This is a genomic window from Oceanobacillus sp. CF4.6, from assembly GCF_051262635.1.
Taxonomy (GTDB): Bacteria; Bacillota; Bacilli; order Bacillales; family Amphibacillaceae; genus Oceanobacillus.
In genome coordinates this window covers 425540-442934 of record NZ_JBIMEX010000002.1, presented here as the reverse complement: position 1 = coordinate 442934, position 17395 = coordinate 425540, and the positions used below count along the sequence as shown (strand labels likewise).

The 17395-nt window shown below is 36.7% G+C and carries 17 protein-coding genes and 3 pseudogenes; 13 read left to right on the top strand and 7 right to left on the bottom strand.

Translation table 11 applies throughout. The features are described from left to right. Positions 1–150 precede the first annotated feature (150 nt). From ACHABU_RS05770 to ACHABU_RS05750, 5 genes and pseudogenes are all read right to left on the bottom strand, one after another. Positions 151–1389: pseudogene (locus ACHABU_RS05770) on the bottom strand (IS256 family transposase). 155 nt (positions 1390–1544) lie between these two features. Beyond that, positions 1545–1799: a hypothetical protein gene (locus tag ACHABU_RS05765; protein ID WP_435763246.1), complete on the bottom strand. Its 255-nt coding sequence runs from the start codon at positions 1797–1799 to the stop codon at positions 1545–1547. Then, complete coding sequence (locus ACHABU_RS05760; protein WP_435763244.1) at positions 1796–2026, bottom strand: hypothetical protein; 231 nt, start codon at positions 2024–2026, stop codon at positions 1796–1798. Before ACHABU_RS05760 ends, ACHABU_RS05765 begins: the two co-directional genes overlap by 4 nt. Then, positions 2019–2153 (bottom strand): hypothetical protein, encoded by a 135-nt coding sequence (locus ACHABU_RS05755; protein WP_435763242.1) that lies wholly within the window; start codon positions 2151–2153, stop codon positions 2019–2021. Before ACHABU_RS05755 ends, ACHABU_RS05760 begins: the two co-directional genes overlap by 8 nt. Before the next feature lie 117 nt (positions 2154–2270). Continuing rightward, a complete protein-coding gene (locus tag ACHABU_RS05750; RefSeq protein WP_435763240.1) occupies positions 2271–3140 on the bottom strand; it encodes a LysR family transcriptional regulator in 870 nt (289 codons plus the stop codon). A 208-nt stretch (positions 3141–3348) separates the two neighbouring features. On the opposite strand from ACHABU_RS05750, the gene mmgD reads away from it, so the two are divergent. From mmgD to prpB, 3 genes are all read left to right on the top strand, one after another. After that, a complete protein-coding gene (mmgD, locus tag ACHABU_RS05745; protein ID WP_435763238.1) occupies positions 3349–4458 on the top strand; it encodes a citrate synthase in 1110 nt (369 codons plus the stop codon). Positions 4459–4674: 216 nt separating this feature from the next. Next, positions 4675–6108, top strand: a complete 1434-nt coding sequence (locus tag ACHABU_RS05740; protein ID WP_435763235.1) for a bifunctional 2-methylcitrate dehydratase/aconitate hydratase — start codon at positions 4675–4677, stop codon at positions 6106–6108. A gap of 220 nt (positions 6109–6328) precedes the next feature. After that, positions 6329–7225, top strand: coding sequence for a methylisocitrate lyase (prpB, locus tag ACHABU_RS05735; RefSeq protein WP_435763232.1), 897 nt, complete (start codon positions 6329–6331; stop codon positions 7223–7225). Positions 7226–7256: 31 nt separating this feature from the next. Here prpB and ACHABU_RS05730 read toward each other — a convergent pair. After that, positions 7257–7828 (bottom strand): annotated as a pseudogene (locus tag ACHABU_RS05730) (transposase); the annotation flags it as partial. A gap of 368 nt (positions 7829–8196) precedes the next feature. Between ACHABU_RS05730 and ACHABU_RS05725 the strand changes: the two are divergent. The 5 genes and pseudogenes from ACHABU_RS05725 to ACHABU_RS05705 all read left to right on the top strand — a co-directional run bounded on the left by ACHABU_RS05725 (position 8197) and on the right by ACHABU_RS05705 (position 13218). Continuing rightward, positions 8197–9825, top strand: coding sequence for a flavin-containing monooxygenase (locus tag ACHABU_RS05725; RefSeq protein ID WP_435763230.1), 1629 nt, complete (start codon positions 8197–8199; stop codon positions 9823–9825). 107 nt (positions 9826–9932) lie between these two features. Beyond that, entirely contained in the window at positions 9933–11135 is a 1203-nt protein-coding gene (locus ACHABU_RS05720; RefSeq protein WP_435763227.1) for a serine hydrolase domain-containing protein, read from the top strand. Between the two features lie 80 nt (positions 11136–11215). Next, entirely contained in the window at positions 11216–11425 is a 210-nt protein-coding gene (locus ACHABU_RS05715) for a DNA cytosine methyltransferase (protein WP_435763225.1), read from the top strand. A gap of 425 nt (positions 11426–11850) precedes the next feature. Further along, a pseudogene (locus tag ACHABU_RS05710) lies at positions 11851–12150 on the top strand (SDR family oxidoreductase); the annotation flags it as partial. Between the two features lie 441 nt (positions 12151–12591). Further along, entirely contained in the window at positions 12592–13218 is a 627-nt protein-coding gene (locus ACHABU_RS05705) for a transposase (protein WP_435763223.1), read from the top strand. Between the two features lie 750 nt (positions 13219–13968). On the opposite strand, the gene ACHABU_RS05700 is transcribed toward ACHABU_RS05705, so the two are convergent. Then, the gene (locus tag ACHABU_RS05700) at positions 13969–14913 is read right to left on the bottom strand and encodes an alpha/beta hydrolase (RefSeq protein WP_435763221.1); all 945 of its coding nucleotides are present in this window, start codon (positions 14911–14913) and stop codon (positions 13969–13971) included. A gap of 171 nt (positions 14914–15084) precedes the next feature. Here ACHABU_RS05700 and ACHABU_RS05695 point away from each other — a divergent pair, with 171 nt between their 5' ends. The 5 genes from ACHABU_RS05695 to ACHABU_RS05675 all read left to right on the top strand — a co-directional run bounded on the left by ACHABU_RS05695 (position 15085) and on the right by ACHABU_RS05675 (position 17392). Then, positions 15085–15339 (top strand): hypothetical protein, encoded by a 255-nt coding sequence (locus ACHABU_RS05695; protein WP_435763219.1) that lies wholly within the window; start codon positions 15085–15087, stop codon positions 15337–15339. Between the two features lie 352 nt (positions 15340–15691). Next, entirely contained in the window at positions 15692–15994 is a 303-nt protein-coding gene (locus ACHABU_RS05690) for a hypothetical protein (protein WP_435763218.1), read from the top strand. After that, the gene (locus tag ACHABU_RS05685) at positions 15988–16269 is read left to right on the top strand and encodes a hypothetical protein (RefSeq protein WP_435763216.1); all 282 of its coding nucleotides are present in this window, start codon (positions 15988–15990) and stop codon (positions 16267–16269) included. The genes ACHABU_RS05690 and ACHABU_RS05685 overlap by 7 nt, the downstream gene beginning before the upstream one ends. A gap of 185 nt (positions 16270–16454) precedes the next feature. Beyond that, a complete protein-coding gene (locus ACHABU_RS05680; protein WP_435763214.1) occupies positions 16455–16802 on the top strand; it encodes a VOC family protein in 348 nt (115 codons plus the stop codon). A gap of 95 nt (positions 16803–16897) precedes the next feature. Beyond that, positions 16898–17392: a flavin reductase family protein gene (locus tag ACHABU_RS05675; protein WP_435763211.1), complete on the top strand. Its 495-nt coding sequence runs from the start codon at positions 16898–16900 to the stop codon at positions 17390–17392. The last annotated feature ends 3 nt before the right edge of the window (positions 17393–17395 follow it).

The window sequence follows — 17395 nt, the reverse complement described above, 5'->3', positions numbered from 1 at the left end:
AAATACAAAAATAACATAAAGATAACACTATGAGCAAAAAAACGAAGAAGTTACAAACCAGAGGAAAAAGCAAACATCGTTTTAGAAATACAAAGGGAAGAAAGTACCCTTAAGGAAAGGGTTTGTCAAATAAAGTGTGTAAGTTAAAAATTACTCCAAGTATTTTAGAACCCTATCTTTTAGCTTGTCGTGGATAAGAAGTTGGTTCATCACCATTGACCAGTTTTGGACATGGCCACCATTCCACTTCGTTTCGAGTTCTTTCACACGTAAAAATAATACTTTCAAAAGGGCATTCTCGTTAGGGAATGCTCCTTTTTTAGTTACCTTTCTGAAGCTGGCGTGGATGCTCTCAACCGCATTTGTGGTGTACATAACTTTACGGATAGCACTTCCATAATCATAGAGTTGCTCGACATGACTAAAATTCCTCGTCCATACATCAATGGCTCCTGGATAGGCTGCCCATTGTTGTTGGAACGATTCAAATGCACTTTGACATGCTTTCAGACTTGGTGCTCCATATACTTTCTTTAAGGCCTTGGTGAAGGCTTTATAATCTTTGCTTGGGACGTATTTGATGGAGTTACGGATTAAATGAACGATACATCTTTGGACGATGACGTCAGGGAAAATAGCACGTGCTCCTTCCTCCAATCCACTTACACTATCCATGGATATAAAGAAAATATCTTCAACACCTCTCGCCTTGATTTCGTCGAAAATCTGCATCCATTTGTGTTTACTTTCCGTTTCATTTAACCATAACCCAAGGATTTCTTTATTGCCCTCGATGGTGTATCCCAAAATCGTATAGACGGCATATTTCTTTGTTTCATATTGATTGCGAATGGTGGTATACATACAATCCACAAATACAAACGCATAACAGTTACTTAGTGGACGAGTCTGCCATTCTTCCAGCTCAGGAAGAACCTGATCCGTTATATCGGATACCATTTCATGGGAGACAGAAAAACCATAAATGTCCTCAATCGTTGAAGAAATATCTCGTTGGGACATCCCACGTGCATACATGGAAATCACTTTATTCTAAATCGCAGAGACGTCTTTTTTCCGTTTCGGTATCAGTTCAGGATTAAAGGAACCGTCGTGATCTCGTGGCATTTTGATATCCACTTCACCCGAACTCGTTTTGATGGTTTTCTTTCCATAACCATTCCGTCTGTTTTCTGTCTCTTTTTCCTCTTTATCGTTCGAATCATAGCCTAAATGATGATTCATTTCACCCTTCAACATGGATTCAAACATAGGGCCAAATATATCTTTGAGTGCGTTCTGCATGTCTTCTACAGTCTCTGGTTGGTAGTTTTCTAGAATTTGGTTCGCTAATTCAGCTGATTTTTGATCTCGCTTTGATTTAGCCAATAGAACAACCTCCCAATCGTTATATTTGTATTCTACCAATAAAAAAACTAAACTGCGAAGTAAGAGCCGTACGCTCTCTTACTTACACAGTTTAGTTTACACTCCCTAAGGAAATTGCTCAAAAGTATTGCTCCATCCCTTATAACATTCATCTCTTAGTGGACATGCTTTATATACTTCCACATCAAAATAATACTTGAGCTTTGTGTATTTCTGTTTGTTCCAGAGCGTTTCTTTATTAATTTTTTCGTTGCCAAATGACCTGCTGGACATAAAGACATATCGGCATCCTTATTAAATTCAAAGCCTGTATTTTTTCGATTGTCATCCGTAATGACAGGATGTAGTTTGGAAACCAATTCAAATGATTCCATTTTCGTAAGTTTCGTTTCGGAATAAGCAGTACTCAAATAACCATGTCAATTTCCATACCAGCATCTTTACTTTTTTGTACAAGCTCTTTTAAATATTTTCCATCACTTTTTTCCCCTGTTGTAATCGTAGCTGCCGTAATAATTCGTTCTGTCGATAAACCCTGGTGTGACTTATCACCCAAGAACGAACTATCCGCTGTTTTATGTCCTATACGTGCGTCTGGATCTTTGGAAAGTGCTTTTTGTTCCTGACAATCATCCATTACCTCTTTTAAATAATTCATTTTCTCTTTTACAGAGGGCATTAATCGTATCGATTAGTGTTTCCCAATACTTTGTTGTTTCTGTCACATCGTTCGTATTTGTTTTTTGGGGAAACTTTTCTTTCATTGTTTCACCAATTTGTTAAAAGCTTTCCGCACTAACTTCGCTTTCTCTCATATAAAGGACTTTTTCTTTGCAGAAAACTATTAAAGTGATATTTTAAGACTTTTTTTATATCTCGATTTATAATCCTTTCACATCCAGTGTGCGGATAAAACTAACAAATGCATGAACAATATTCAGCTTCAACGAATCTTCATGATAATACATCCATGTTTTGCGTGTAACCGGATCGCCTAAATGATTATATAAAGGTTTGGTGATAAGTTCAGGGTGAGGGCGGACTACTAAATCCGCTAAAATAGCATAGCCCAATCCATTAATAACCATCTCTTTACATGTTTCCACTTGATTGACTTGAATATTTATATTTGGGCTTTGCTTGTAATTATTGTACCACCAAATATCTACAAGATTTTTCATTCGTTCATCCGTATAGTAATCGATACGCGGTAATGAAGGAAGCGTTGCCCATTCGAAATCCCATGGAGAGGCGATGCAAATATTCTCTTCATAGAGTAATTCTTTTTGCTCCTTCCAAGGGTAGTCACCTTTAATAAAGCTAATATGTACATCATTATTCAAAATTAATCGATGCATTTCACTGCTCCATCCAGAAACAACTTGGAATTCTACGTTTGGGTATTCTTGTTTAAATAAACGTAGTAATTTAGGCATTTTATTTAGAGCAAAAAAATTAGAAACTCCTACTCGAAGTGTTCCCGCGACTTGATTTCCCATATTGTTTAATTTTTCTTCAATTTCTCTCTGTTCTTTTAGCATATTTTTAGCATGTTCTGCAAGTTTTTCTCCCTCTGGAGTAAACGTGACACCTCTGCGCTTTCTCATAATAATTTGAATTCCATAATAGTCTTCTAATTTCTTTATTCGAGAAGTTAACGTAGGTTGCGATAAAAATAAACGTTGCGCTGCCTGTGTGATGTTCTCTGTAGCATACAATGTAGCAAGCATTTCCCAATCTTGATAATTCATTCCAAACACCCCTTAGTTTAAACAAATTTATATGGAGTAAGTAAACAGGTATTGATAGAATCTATGTCTAATTATAAATATTATATATTTTCCTAATCTTCAAATCAATACTATAATAGAATTAGTTGTAAATATGGTAACGATTATAAAAAGCTTTATTGAAGATGTGCACCTTAAGATACCTCATAAAGATTGAAAAAGGAGGATTTTGATGGCAACGACAGAAAAGTTTGTGCCTGGATTAGAAGGTGTTATTGCGGCGGAGACAGCAATTTCATTTCTCGATACGGTACAAGAAAAAATCATTATTAAAGGACATAATCTGATCGAATTATCACAGACAAAAGATTATCTGGATGTGGTGCATCTTTTAATTGAAGGAAAATTACCTAGTGAAACTGAAAAAGCGATATTGGAAGCAAAATTAAAGGAAAATTATGATGTTCCATCGACTGTGATCGACGTACTTAAATTATTACCGAATCAAACACATCCAATGGACGGGCAGCGAACAGGAATTTCTGTTCTAGCGGGTTTCGATAATAACATTGATGACCGTTCACTAGAAGCGAATAAAAGCCGTGCCTATCAACTCATGGGGCAACTACCAAATATTACAGTAAATAGTTTCCGAATTTTGAATGGGCAGGATGAAGTGGCTCCAAATAAGGATTTATCATACAGTGCGAATTTTCTATATATGATTACAGGTAAGGTACCAACGGAATTGGAAGCGGGGATTTTTGACCGATCCCTTCTATTATATAGTGAACATGAAATGCCAAACTCAACGTTTACTGCGCGAGTGATTGCATCAACACAATCGGATATTTACGGCGCATTAACAGGGGCGGTTGCTTCATTAAAAGGCAATCTGCATGGGGGAGCCAATGAAGCAGTTATGTATATGTTGAATGAAGCGAGCAGTGTTGCTGAATTTGAAGAAGTAATTTACAAAAGACTAGAAAAAAAAGAAAAGATTATGGGCTTTGGACATCGTGTTTATATGAAAAAGATGGACCCTAGAGCATTAATTATGAAGGAATCATTAAAGCAATTATGTGAGATCGATGGGGATACTTCATTGCTTGAAATGTGTGAAGCGGGTGAAAAGATACTTGAAGAAGAAAAGGGACTCTATCCGAATCTAGATTATTATGCAGCACCAGTTTACTATAAACTTGGTATTCCAATTCCGTTATATACACCAATCTTCTTTAGTGCGAGAACGGTTGGTCTTTGTGCACATGTCATCGAACAACATGATAATAATCGGTTATTTAGACCACGGGTAAATTATATTGGTGAAAGCTATTAAGAATACATTTAGCAGATATGAAAGTATAAAACTTTCCTATTTGCATAGTGGGTTTAGCAGAATCTAGCTCAGTTCGGTGTTGCGACAAATCTTTTCAGTGGGGCGAGTAACTGCAGTCCTATGCGTCGCGCTTCTAACCGAACTTCCCATAAGGCTGCTTCCTAAAGGCTGGGTTAAACCTTAGATTACTAATTATGACGAGGAAGGAAGAGATGAATGTTAAAGACAGAACAAGAAAATAAAACAGATCTATTGCTAGAAGAAATTGCAGATTATGTATTAAATAAAGAGATTACGAGTGAAGAGGCACTGACAACAGCTCATAATGTATTGATTGATACGCTTGGTTGTGGAATTTTGGCGCTTAGTTATCCAGAATGTACAAAATTACTTGGACCGATTGTACCTGGGACGACGGTTCCTAATGGGACACGTGTTCCTGGGACTCCCCATGTACTTGATCCCGTCCAAGGGGCATTTAATATTGGGACAATGATACGCTGGCTTGATTTTAATGATACGTGGCTTGCTGCGGAGTGGGGACATCCATCTGATAATTTAGGGGGGATTCTTGCTGTTGCGGACTTTATTAGTCAGGAGCGCATAAGTAAAGGACAAGAGCCACTGAAAATGCTAGAAGTATTAGAAATGATGGTTAAGGCACACGAAATTCAAGGGGTTCTAGCATTGGAAAATAGCTTGAATCGGGTCGGTCTTGATCATGTATTATATGTAAAAATCGCGACAACTGCAGTCGTAACAACGATGTTAGATGGAACAAAGCAAGAAATTATTAATGCTCTATCCAATGCGTGGATTGATAATTCAAGCCTGCGTACATACCGCCATGCACCAAATACAGGATCTAGAAAATCATGGGCTGCAGGTGATGCAACAAGTAGAGCCGTACGTCTTGCGCTCATGTCTATAAAAGGTGAGATGGGCTATCCAACTGCATTAACAGCACCAGGTTGGGGATTCCAGGATGTCTTGTTTAATAAGCAATCGTTAGTACTTGGCCAACCATTTGATAGTTATGTGATGGAAAATGTTTTATTCAAAGTATCATACCCTGCTGAATTCCATGCACAAACCGCTGCAGAAGCGGCAGTAACACTACATCCTGAAGTGGTGAACCGTCTTGATGAGATTGATCATATTACGATTACAACCCACGAATCAGCCATTCGGATTATTGATAAAACGGGTCCATTAAATAATCCAGCAGACCGTGATCATTGTATCCAATATATTACAGCGATTGGTCTTTTAAAAGGCGATATCCGTGCAGAGCATTATGAAGATGATGTAGCTAGCGATCCAATCATTGACCAATTACGGGATAAAATGGTTGTGACAGAAAACAAAGCGTATACCGAAGAATATTTAGATCCAACAAAGCGCTCGATTGCAAATTCAGTACAAGTATATTTCAAAGATGGTACAGCAACAGAAGCTATCGAAGTTGAATACCCATTAGGTCATCGCTTCCGTCGTGATGAAGCAATTCCAAAAGTTCGTGAAAAATATGCAGAAAATATTGCAACCCATTATTCAGAGAAACAGCGCAATAAATTGGTAGAGGTTGGAAATAACTACAAAAGATTAATCGAAATGAATGTCAACGATTTCGTTGAGTTGTTTGTTTAATTAGAAAAGTTGGCGAACGCCTAATTAAGCGAGTTGCCATAGTTGCATTTATGCAGTAAGAAAGTAGTTTATACTTTCTTAACTGCTAAGTTTGTATAAATGAAATGGGGAGGAGGTTTGGTTGTTTGGTGTCGCTGACGGACGTCAAAATGTTTAACCAAGCTCTTCCCCTGTATAATGTTGTATAAAAGGGTTAGTTTTCTAAAGGAGGATATCTACTATGGCATGGATTGTTGATCAACCGATTACACAAGCAGATTTAGCGAAACAATTTAAGGAACAAATCGCAACAAATGATATTTTGCAAATTCCTGGTGCACATGATGCGATGGCAGCACTCGTCGCAAAAAAGGCAGGATTTAAAGCTCTTTATTTATCTGGGGCAGCATACACGGCAAGTAAGGGGTTACCTGACCTTGGCATTGTTACTTCAACTGAAGTAGCAGAACGAGCAAGGGATCTTGTTCGCGCAACGAATTTACCCGTACTTGTTGATATTGATACGGGATTCGGTGGTGTCTTGAATGCTGCGAGAACGGCTAGAGAAATGGTGGAAGCAAATGTAGCTGCCGTTCAGATTGAGGATCAGGATTTACCAAAGAAATGTGGTCATTTAAACGGGAAGAAACTCATTACAACAGAAGATATGGCGCAAAAAATAAAGGTGATCAAGGAAGTTGCACCTTCGTTAATTGTTGTTGCAAGAACGGATGCACGGGCAGTCGAGGGTCTTGATGCAGCGATTGAAAGAGCACAAGCCTATATCGAAGCAGGAGCCGATGCTATTTTCCCAGAAGCACTCCAATCAGAGGAGGAGTTCCGCCTATTTGCTGAAAAAATTGTCGTACCACTCCTTGCCAATATGACGGAATTTGGGAAGACGCCTTATTATTCAGCACAAGAATTCGAAAATATGGGCTTTCGCATGGTCATCTACCCAGTTACTTCATTAAGAGTAGCGGCTAAAGCGTATGAGCGGATTTTTGGATTAATTAAGGAACAGGGTAGCCAAAAAGAAGGTGTGCCAGATATGCAGACGAGGAAAGAATTGTATGCGACGATTAGTTATGATGAATTTGAGGAATTAGATAATAGTATTGCGAAGACGTTGTTGTAGAGTATAATTATCCAACTGAGTTACTGTACACTGTAAACCAGCTATCCATTAATACGTAAGAAGCTTCTGTTTCCGTAGAAAGTGCGCGGGGAATCACAGCTGGTAGTTGTTCTGGAGCTGTTTGTAATGCTTCTTCACGTCTATTATAACCGGATGTACGTTTGTCAACTTTAACTGAAATACCATTGATTATTGACTTCTTTGAGCTTAGTAATGAGATATCAATTGGCATGAAATCCGTCAAACCAGCCTAGCGTAAGCATACGAAAGCCTTTGTAAAATCGCATTTTTTGGAGGAATGATCAAAACAACGAGCAAGTAATTCTTCCTTTTTACTACGGTTCTGTTCAAAGGCAGAATCATCAACAATCAATACTTTTAGACGGTCGTTTTTGGTTAAACGATTGACCTTAAGAATCGTTGCCGTACTAAGTGAAAGTAAAAAACAGCACCAATTAACTTGGAATGTTTTAAAGAGTGATAGACAGTATTTCCTCAGGCAGATTTTCACGATTTTTTGCTTTCAAGTAGACGAAACCAGTTTTTCTGTTCGAATAATAAACAAAAGACGAGCTGAAATAAATAAGTACAAGAGAAGCCAAATCTTGACTAGGTTAACACCCTAATATATAGTTAAGTTATCTTATTTATCTGTATATTCATATCTATCTAATAATTTGAAGGTAGGTGTTTGAAATGTAAGCTTAAAAAAATTAAAGACATTAAAATGTGAATATTCTTTGGAATATTGTAAGCGGATACACGACGTTCTGTATCATCTGGTTTAACAGTATTTTAAGTAATTAGAGTAGTATAATTTACAACTTTTTCATATCAAGTTACGTTTTTCCTAAAACCAGTTCCAAATAATTCTGGATCAGATATTAAAACTTTTATTTAAAAAGAGCCTAATGTCAAATTATCTATGAAAAGGATTACTAGCAAATTTAAAATGAGAGGGGTTAAACAAATTGAATAAAAAACAAGAATTTGATGCTGTTGTAATTGGTGCGGGTTATAGTGGAATGCATATGGTTCATTTATTACGTCAGGAGGGATACTCTGTTCGCTTATATGAGGCTGGAAATAGCGTTGGTGGTACTTGGTATTGGAATACGTATCCCGGAGCACGATGTGATACTCCAAGCGAATTCTATTGTTACACTTTTTCTGAAGGGCTTTATAAGGATTGGACTTGGTCCTCATTATACCCCGAACAGGCGGAAATACTAGATTATTTGAATTACGCAGCAGATAAATTAGATCTTCGCCAAGACATCCAGTTAAATACTCGTGTTACGTCGGCAACGTATGACGAATCGATGAACAGATGGAAAATACAAACAGAAGATGGCGAGCTTGCAGAAGCAAAATATTTCATTCCAGCAATTGGTAGTTTAGCAATTCCTCACGAACCAGATATTAAAGGTCTTGAAAACTTTAAAGGGAAGAAATTTCATACCAGTCGTTGGCCACAAGAAAAAGTAGATTTTAGAGGGAAACGAGTAGGAGTAATCGGTACTGGTTCCAGCGGTGTTCAAGCGATTACGGCTATTGCGAAGGAGGCAGATCATCTTACTGTTTTTCAACGGACCCCGCATCATACTTTTCCAATAAGAAATCCTTTACTCGACCCAGATGAAATTAAGAAAATGAAAGAAGACTTTCATGAACTGAGAAAAAGAGTACGTGAACACCCTATCGGCATGCCAGCTTTTCCCCTATTAAATGATTATTCGGCACTAGATGACTCACCGGAAGAACGCATAAAATTATATGAAGAAATTTGGGAAGAAGTTGGCGGGTTTCAATTTTTATTTGCCTATAATGATCTTATAACCAATGATGAAGCTAATAAAACTTTAGAAGAATTCATGCATCGTAAGATTAAAGAAATTGTTAAGGATCCTGAAACAGCTAATAATTTACTGCCAAATCACCTTATCGGTGGCAAACGTCCAATTTGTGTAATTAATTATCTAGATACCTATAATCGAGAAAACGTTACTCTAGTTAATCTGAAAAAAACACCATTCACTGAATGTACTAATAAAGCGTTAAGGACCACGACGGAAGAATATGAATTAGACATTATCGTATTTGCAACCGGCTTCGACGCAATGACAGGAGCGTTAATGAATGCAAATATCCGTGGAAAAAACGGATTATTGTTGAGGGATAAATGGGAAGAGGGAAGAAACCTTAAAACATACTTAGGAATTTGCAACGTTGGTTTCCCAAATATGTTCACAATTGGAGGAGCTCATTTCCCATTACAAGTTAATGTTCCTCCAATAGGAGAGGTAGTAGCGGAATGGATTTTTGATTGTATAAAATATCTTGATGAAAACGGTATTGAAAAAATTGAGGCCACTCCAGAGGCTGAAGAAGAATGGACGAATCATCTGAATGAAATCGGTGAAAATTCGGTCTTTGCAAAAGTTGACAGCTGGTATGTAGGAGCAAATATTGAAGGTAAACCACGTGGGTTTTTAGGACACCCTGGAGATTTCCCAACCTACCAAGAACATATATATAACTCTTCTAAGGATTATAAGGGATTCAAATTCACACCACTTCAAAGTGTAACGAGTAAATGAAAATAAGTAAGATTTGCTTGTTGGAAAAATACTAATACATTACTAAACTTCTTTTCATGAATAGATTTTTCTTTTCGATTTAAAATAAATTTTGGAGGTAATAATTGATGAATACAAAACAATTAGATGAAATTTTAAAACAATCCGTGAAGGACGCTAGCATTCCAGGTGTCGTGGCATATGCAGCGGATGATCAAGGAATCATTTATGAAGGTGCATATGGCAAGCGCAGTTTAGACAGTGATGTAGAAATGACTACTGATTCTGTTTTTTGGATTGCATCGATGACTAAAGCTGTAACAACAGTGGCTGCCATGCAACTTGTGGAGCAAGGGAAATTGCATTTGGATCAGCCGCTAAACAGGGTTCTGCCACTGTTAAATGATATTAAAGTAATGGAAGGTCTAGACAATGATGGGCAGCCAATTCTTTCTGAACCAAAAAGGCAAATTACGCTGCGTCATTTACTAACCCATACAGCTGGATTCACCTATCATTTCTTTAATGGGGATACAATAAACTATATAGCAGCAAAAAAATTACCTGATATTACAGAATGTAAAAATGAAGCTTTAATGACTGCACTTGCTTTTCACCCCGGTGAACGATGGGAGTACGGAATTAATATGGATTGGGTTGGGAAAGCAATTGAAGCTGCTTCAGGTCAGAATCTTCGTCATTACTTTAAAGAAAATATTTTCAACCCATTAGGGATGACGGATACGGATTTCGTGATTCAACCGGAAGCTCGCTCACGCCTAGTTGGTATGCACGCACGCGGGGAGAATCAAGAGCTTTCACCGATTCCATTTGAAATCACTCAAGAGCCTGAATTTTTTATGGGCGGAGGAGGACTGTATTCGACAGCAGGTGACTACATGAAGTTCCTTCAGATGGTATTACACGATGGGACGTTTAACGGTAAACTAATTCTTGAAAAAGAAACGATTGAAGAGATGAGTAAAAATCAAATTGGAGACTTACAGGTGACAGCATTGACAAGTACTAATCCTGGCTTAACAAATGATTATGAAGCTTTTCCTGGGATGTCAAAAAAATGGGGACTAGGTTTTCTTCTTACAACCGAGGATGCTTCCACTGGGAGGAAAGCAGGGAGCTTATCATGGGCTGGCTTGGCAAACACATATTTCTGGATTGACCCAGTCAGCCAGATAACAGGTGTCATTTTAACTCAAATCTTACCGTTTGCTGATCAGAAAGCGTTGAATGTCGCAGATAACTTTGAAGCTTCCATTTATGAACAAACGGCTAAAAAACTCGTTTCGGATAGGAATTTTACCACCAAATAATCTACGATTTAAAATGATTGATTTATTTGTGAGGTGTTGGTGGTATTCGTTTAGCTTTTCAAAAGCAAGGTGGAAAAACTGTGTTTTCTTCAGTATGTGATAAATTTGCGGTAAAAACATATAAGATGAATTGTGGAGAAGTACCAACGGGCGATATTACACAAATACCAACTGAAGATATTTCAAAACACAATATATTATTAGCAGGATTTCCATGTCAGGCATTTTTATTGGAAAATATTAAGCAATTAAGTGGCCATGATAAAGGAAGAAGGTTGAAAACTATATAAAAGTTTTAGAGGAAGATTTGGACTATACTGTACACGTTCAAATTTCTCCATGATCATTAACACAAAAAAGTAATCACCCTAAGCTGCGGCCAGCTAACAGGTGATTACTTTTTTCATCTCTACACTGACTGCTCACTTGAGCAAGTAACTATCCTAGATGGGTTTATACCAGTACACACATCAGTCTAATCTCATTACGTACTACTTCTCTCGTTGAATCTTTTATATCCACATTGTTACCTTTACGCATATCAATGCCAAACCATCGTTTTTCATCGTGTTTTTTATATAAGTTCTCAACTTTCGCACCCTAAATTTGGCAAGTACAACTTGATATAACTTGGTATTGTCGCAAACCAATGCTGTAGCTTTGATTAACTTTTTGAATTTCTTGTTTGTCTTTTCCAAGGCATTTTCAATAAGCTGTTGTTGGGTTATCGAAAGGCTTATCACAAGAACTAGCAAAAGATAATATTATGATTAACACAGTCGGTCCAGGACGAATTGCAACGGACAGGTTGGTTGAACTTGATGGAATTTATGCGAAAGCAACTGGTGTTTCATATGAAGCATATCGTCAACAAACAGAAAATTCCATTCCAATTGGAAGATATGGTCGTCCCGATGAATTTGCTGAAATGGTTGTTTTTCTTTGTCCAGGAGCAAATACGTATATAACTGGCCAATCTATTATAGTAGATGGGGGTTTGATAAAAGCGTTATAAATACAAACTGGTATTTAAGCATTAGCTGCATATCAGTTTTTTCGCTAGAGATATTATGATTCACTTTCTTCTGTCGAAACTTGAAATTCCTTTACGCTACCAGTTTCTACCGGTAATATTTTTATAACTATTTAGCTGTAATCTTTTCTTGGAAATGAATTTTATAAGGTGATTTTAAAATCTAAAAATATACACCTAATGTAACACTTGTATGATGAATACTTCTCTTATATCTGATATACAAATAACTGGAAAGGATGAAAAAGATGCATACGACTTCAATACCTAATACTAGTTATTTAAATATTCAAGTCTATAAATACATTCAACATAAAATTGTTACCAATCAATTAAAACGTGGGAGTAGAATTAATTATGAAGCATTAGCGAGGACGTAGTCAAAATCCGGCGCGAATAATCCCGGAGAGCCATCTCGCAACAATGCCAAATCAAGTGTGGACATGGGATATTACCTGGCTGGGCGGGCCGGCGAAAGGTTTATTTTACCGGCTCTATTTGATTCTTGACCTGTTTAGCAGAAAGGTCGTTAGTTGGGAAGTATGGGAAACAGAAGAAGCAACGCATGCCGAAACACTCGTAAAAAAAGCAGTGGTTAGTGAGAAAATCGAAGGTAAACCACTGGTGTTACATTCCGACAACGGCAGCCCGATGAAAGCTGCCACATTCCTAGGCTTATTGGAGAAGTTGGGCATCCAAAGCTCGTTTTCAAGACCACGTGTGAGTAATGACAATCCATATTCAGAAGCGATGTTTCGAACGCTCAAATACCGACCGGATTTTCCGCATAAAGGTTTTGTATCACTTGGGAAAGCAAGGCAATGGGCTCAAAAATTTGTGCATTGGTACAATGAGATTCATTTGCATAGTGGGTTAAATTTCGTGACCCCAATTCAATGCCATACTGGAGAGCACGTAGCTGTATTAGAAAAGCGAAAAGAAGTATATGAAGCAGCAAAAATGAAGCATCCAGAGCGCTGGGCGCGGACAACAAGAAATTGGACACCACACGAAAAGGTAGCGCTCAATCCCATGAGAGATGAGGAGTAAAAACTAGCAGTAGTACAACCATAATCTTCCCTTTTCCTGGTGGTTTGGATCGAAAATACGCTTTTCCTTTCGATTCAAACCACCAGGCCAGCAAGCGCAGCGCGGTAGCCTAGGGTACACTTGTGGATATACTTTATTTATATATCGGAATAAGATTTTGAGAAAAGTAAACTAGCCAAATGCGACAACTATATTGACAAACACCGGGATTTATAAATAAAAAAATAAAATTAGAAAATAAAATAAATTATTACATCGAGTTTATTAAAACTGGATGTAAAGTTCATGATATCCAAGACCTGGGTCGTACATGTCGACATCTCGAGTTCTGGCAATATCAAACAAAACTCCATACAAGAATGCCCAGAGTAGATTTTGAGGAAAAGAAATAAGGAGTCGATTTGACAGAAGGGTTGGAGTCAGAATTTGCTGAAGTCATGCGTTCGAATAAGCATAATTATCGGTACATGAAACAAAATTTTATTGATTTCATTGTGCTTTTCTTCACGTTATTTGGCTCGATTTTTATTATCCAAGCTTTGTGGATATTGAACTTTTATTTCTTATTCCGCGCGCTGTCATATCTTGGATTGTTATTTATTATATGTATGAAGACACTAGCGTTGCATTAATTCAAACTAAATATTAAAAACACCCAATATTCTGTGTCGCCTTTTTTAGTGGAGTCACAAACATAATAAGCCGGATGAAATCGTAAGCGATTTCATCCGGCTTATTAATACTAGTCTATTATATAGTTGCAGAAAGCTGATTCTTAAATGCCTTTTTAATCTGCTCTAACGCTTTATGCGCATCATCCATAATCGTAGGCATCCAGAAAAAACCGTGGATTTGTCCATCAAATCTTGTGTGTTCAACAGGTACACCAGCTTTTCTTAAGCGATTGACATATTCTTCTCCTTCGTCACGTAATACGTCATGTTCTGCTGTGAAAACCAGAGCTGGAGGCAGACCACTTAAATCTTTAGCCTTTAAAGGTGCAGCATAAGGATTTTCTTTGTCATCTTCATTATTTAAGTAATTATCATTAAACCAGTGCATTGCTGGCGTTTCTAAATAATTACCTTTCCCGTTTTGAATATAAGAATCGGTTGTCGTGTCATAATCGGTAACAGGATAAAGTAAAATTTGTAATGAAATCTCTGGACCTCCACGATCTTTTGCCATTAATGGAACCACTGCTGCCAGGTTTCCACCTGCACTATCTCCACCAACAGCTATACGCTTCGGATCACCATTATATTTTTGAATATTTTCTGCTACCCACTTCGTTCCTGTATAACAATCTTCTACAGGAATCGGGAATTTATACTCAGGGGCTAATCGATAATCTAGTGAAACCACCATGGTGCTTGTTTCATTTGTAATCCAACGCATAATTGGGTCAATTACTTCTAAGTCACCTAGAACAAAACCACCACCGTGATAAAAAACTAATACAGGAAATGTACCCTCGCCCTCAGGAGTATAGATGCGGACTCCCATTTTTTCACCATCATGGGTTGGAATATTAATATTCTCTACCTTTTTAACTTCCTGTTTTTCTCCTACTAAACCTCCATAAAAAGCTTGTAAACCTGCCCGATTTTCCTCCACCGTCATTTCGGAAATACCTTTTCCTTCTGCAGAGTTAATTAGGTCTAGTAACTCTTTTACTGCTGGTTGATATCCCATAATAAGCCTCCTAATAATGTTATTAATGATTCTGAAAATAGTATACAATCAATCTGAAGCTAATGCAACTAATAATTTTGAATATAATTACTATTCAAAAATAAATTTTAATTAATAATTTAATAATGTTATATTAATTTGAACTTTGAGTTAATAATAGGAGGTAGTAGAATGATCAATCAATTTCTTCCTGTAGGATCGTATATATTACGGGGTAAATGTAGTGAAGACAAACTTGTTACTGAAATACAAAGAATAAACAGGAGTAAATGTAAAGTTCTTATTGTAACAACAAATAGTATGTTAAAAACAAAAGTGTATAAAACGTTGTTTAAGAAACTACATGTTAGTGGGATTGAATTTTACGTCAAACTTATTAAGAAAATGTTCCTGGCGAATTACTTATGGAAAACATTAATGAAATGAAAGAATTCAAGCCTGATATTATAGTTAGCTGTGGAGGTTGGAGCCCGATAGACGCTGGAAAAGTATAATCGCTCACCTAAGCAGAAGACATTAATAAAGAGGAAGATTTTTATCCTTATTCGGAAAATATGCATCAGAAAAAGCCTATAATGAAAAATCACATCCCTAATTTTGCTATTCCAACAATATTATCAGCTGCTGAATTTACGGGTATTGCAGGGATAACAACAGGTAAAGTACAAACTTCATCATTTAAAGACAACCGCAACAAGTGTTTTTAGACCCTTCTTTTACATTGAATACAACTGAGTGGTTATGGCTATTCTGCTGGTATGCGAGCTGTAGATCATGGGTGGAGACGCTTTATTCACCGGCACCCAATCCAGTTAAAACTAGTCTTTCATTACAATCACTTGAGAATTTATACAAATACTTACCTCTAACGAAACAAGACCCAGACAACTTGGAATACCGATTACAATGCCAAATTGGTGCGTGGTTGTCACTATTCTTTGTTGATAATATCAAATTGGGGTTATCCAATAGTATTGGTCACCTACTAGGAGCCTTTTATAATATCCCACATGGAATGACTTCAGCGATTATGCTGCCGTCTGTAATGGGATTTTACCGAGAACGTATCATCATTTGGTGAAAATCAGTGAATTATTAGGTGTTACAAATCTTGCACTTTCTATAAAAGATAATGAAAAAAAAGCACCAGATCTTATAAAAGCATTAGTTAAGAATTTGGAAATTACTCATAGATTACGTGTTTTTGATGTTTCAAAGGAAAGTATTCCAAAATCAATTGATAATATATCAATTGATATTCAAAGTGAGAGAAATGAGTTCGTAATAAATACAAATAATTTAGAAAATGAGATAACCAAATTGGTTAAGGCTGTATGGGTAACTTCTATTTCATGATTAATTTGTATAACTTTAATTTATAATTATAAAAATAATTAAAAAATTCAAATAATACTTTACATTCAAAATATAACTATGTATAATAACCATTAAGTTAATATAAAAGATAAAAAATAATATTATAACGCATTATTTGAAAACGCTAACATTATTGGTGCCGAGAATAAAGGAGGTGGTAATACATGGCAGTGAAATTGAAAAATGTGTTCTACAGTGTTGCTAACATGAAGGAAACAAGTGCATTCTATGAAAATATTTTAGGAATACCTTTGCAATTTATAGATAGAGATCAGTGGACACAATTTAAGGTTGATGGGGTTACTTTTGCATTAGGTGGTCCGGAAGAAGTTCCGAATGAATTAAGGACAGGTGCAGTTGTAACCTTTGAAGTCGAAAGTTTAGATGAAATAAAAAAAAAGCTTGAACAAAATGGAATTAAGGTTGATGAAATAAGGGACATGGGGGATCACGGAAAGACATGCTATTTCTATGATCCATCAAATAATATTGTTCAACTCTATCAAAAATAATAAAACAATAGTAGATAGGTATAGATAAAGTTCATTGTAACTCCTTAAAAAGGAATTTAAAAAACTGTTTTAATTAAAGAAGGGAGAAGAATAATTTGAATCAAGTACAGAGTAAAGTAATGGATAGCCGAGTGTTTCGTAACTTAGTAGGGAACTTTGGGACCGGTGTCACTATAATAACCACGAAGAATAATGAAGGAAAGCCAATCGGCTTTACGGCAAATTCATTTGCATCCTTGTCACTAGATCCCCAGTTGATATTATTCAGTATTGATAAGGGCTCTAGTAACTATGAAGAGTTTATGAATGCAGAATGTTTTTCAATAAATATACTAGCGGAAGACCAAATAGATTTATGCAAGCAGTTTGCAACAAAAGGGATTGAAAGGTTTGCAGGGGTTGGCTATTATGAATGTGCTACAGGATGTCCTATTCTGCCGGATACGCTAGCGTATATTGATTGTAAAATAACTGAACTAGTTGATGGAGGGGACCATACTATTATTATCGGAGAAGTTATGTCTGGAAATGTGAACTCTTCCAAACAGCCATTAATATTTTTCCAAGGTCAATATAAGTCTTTAGTTTAATGA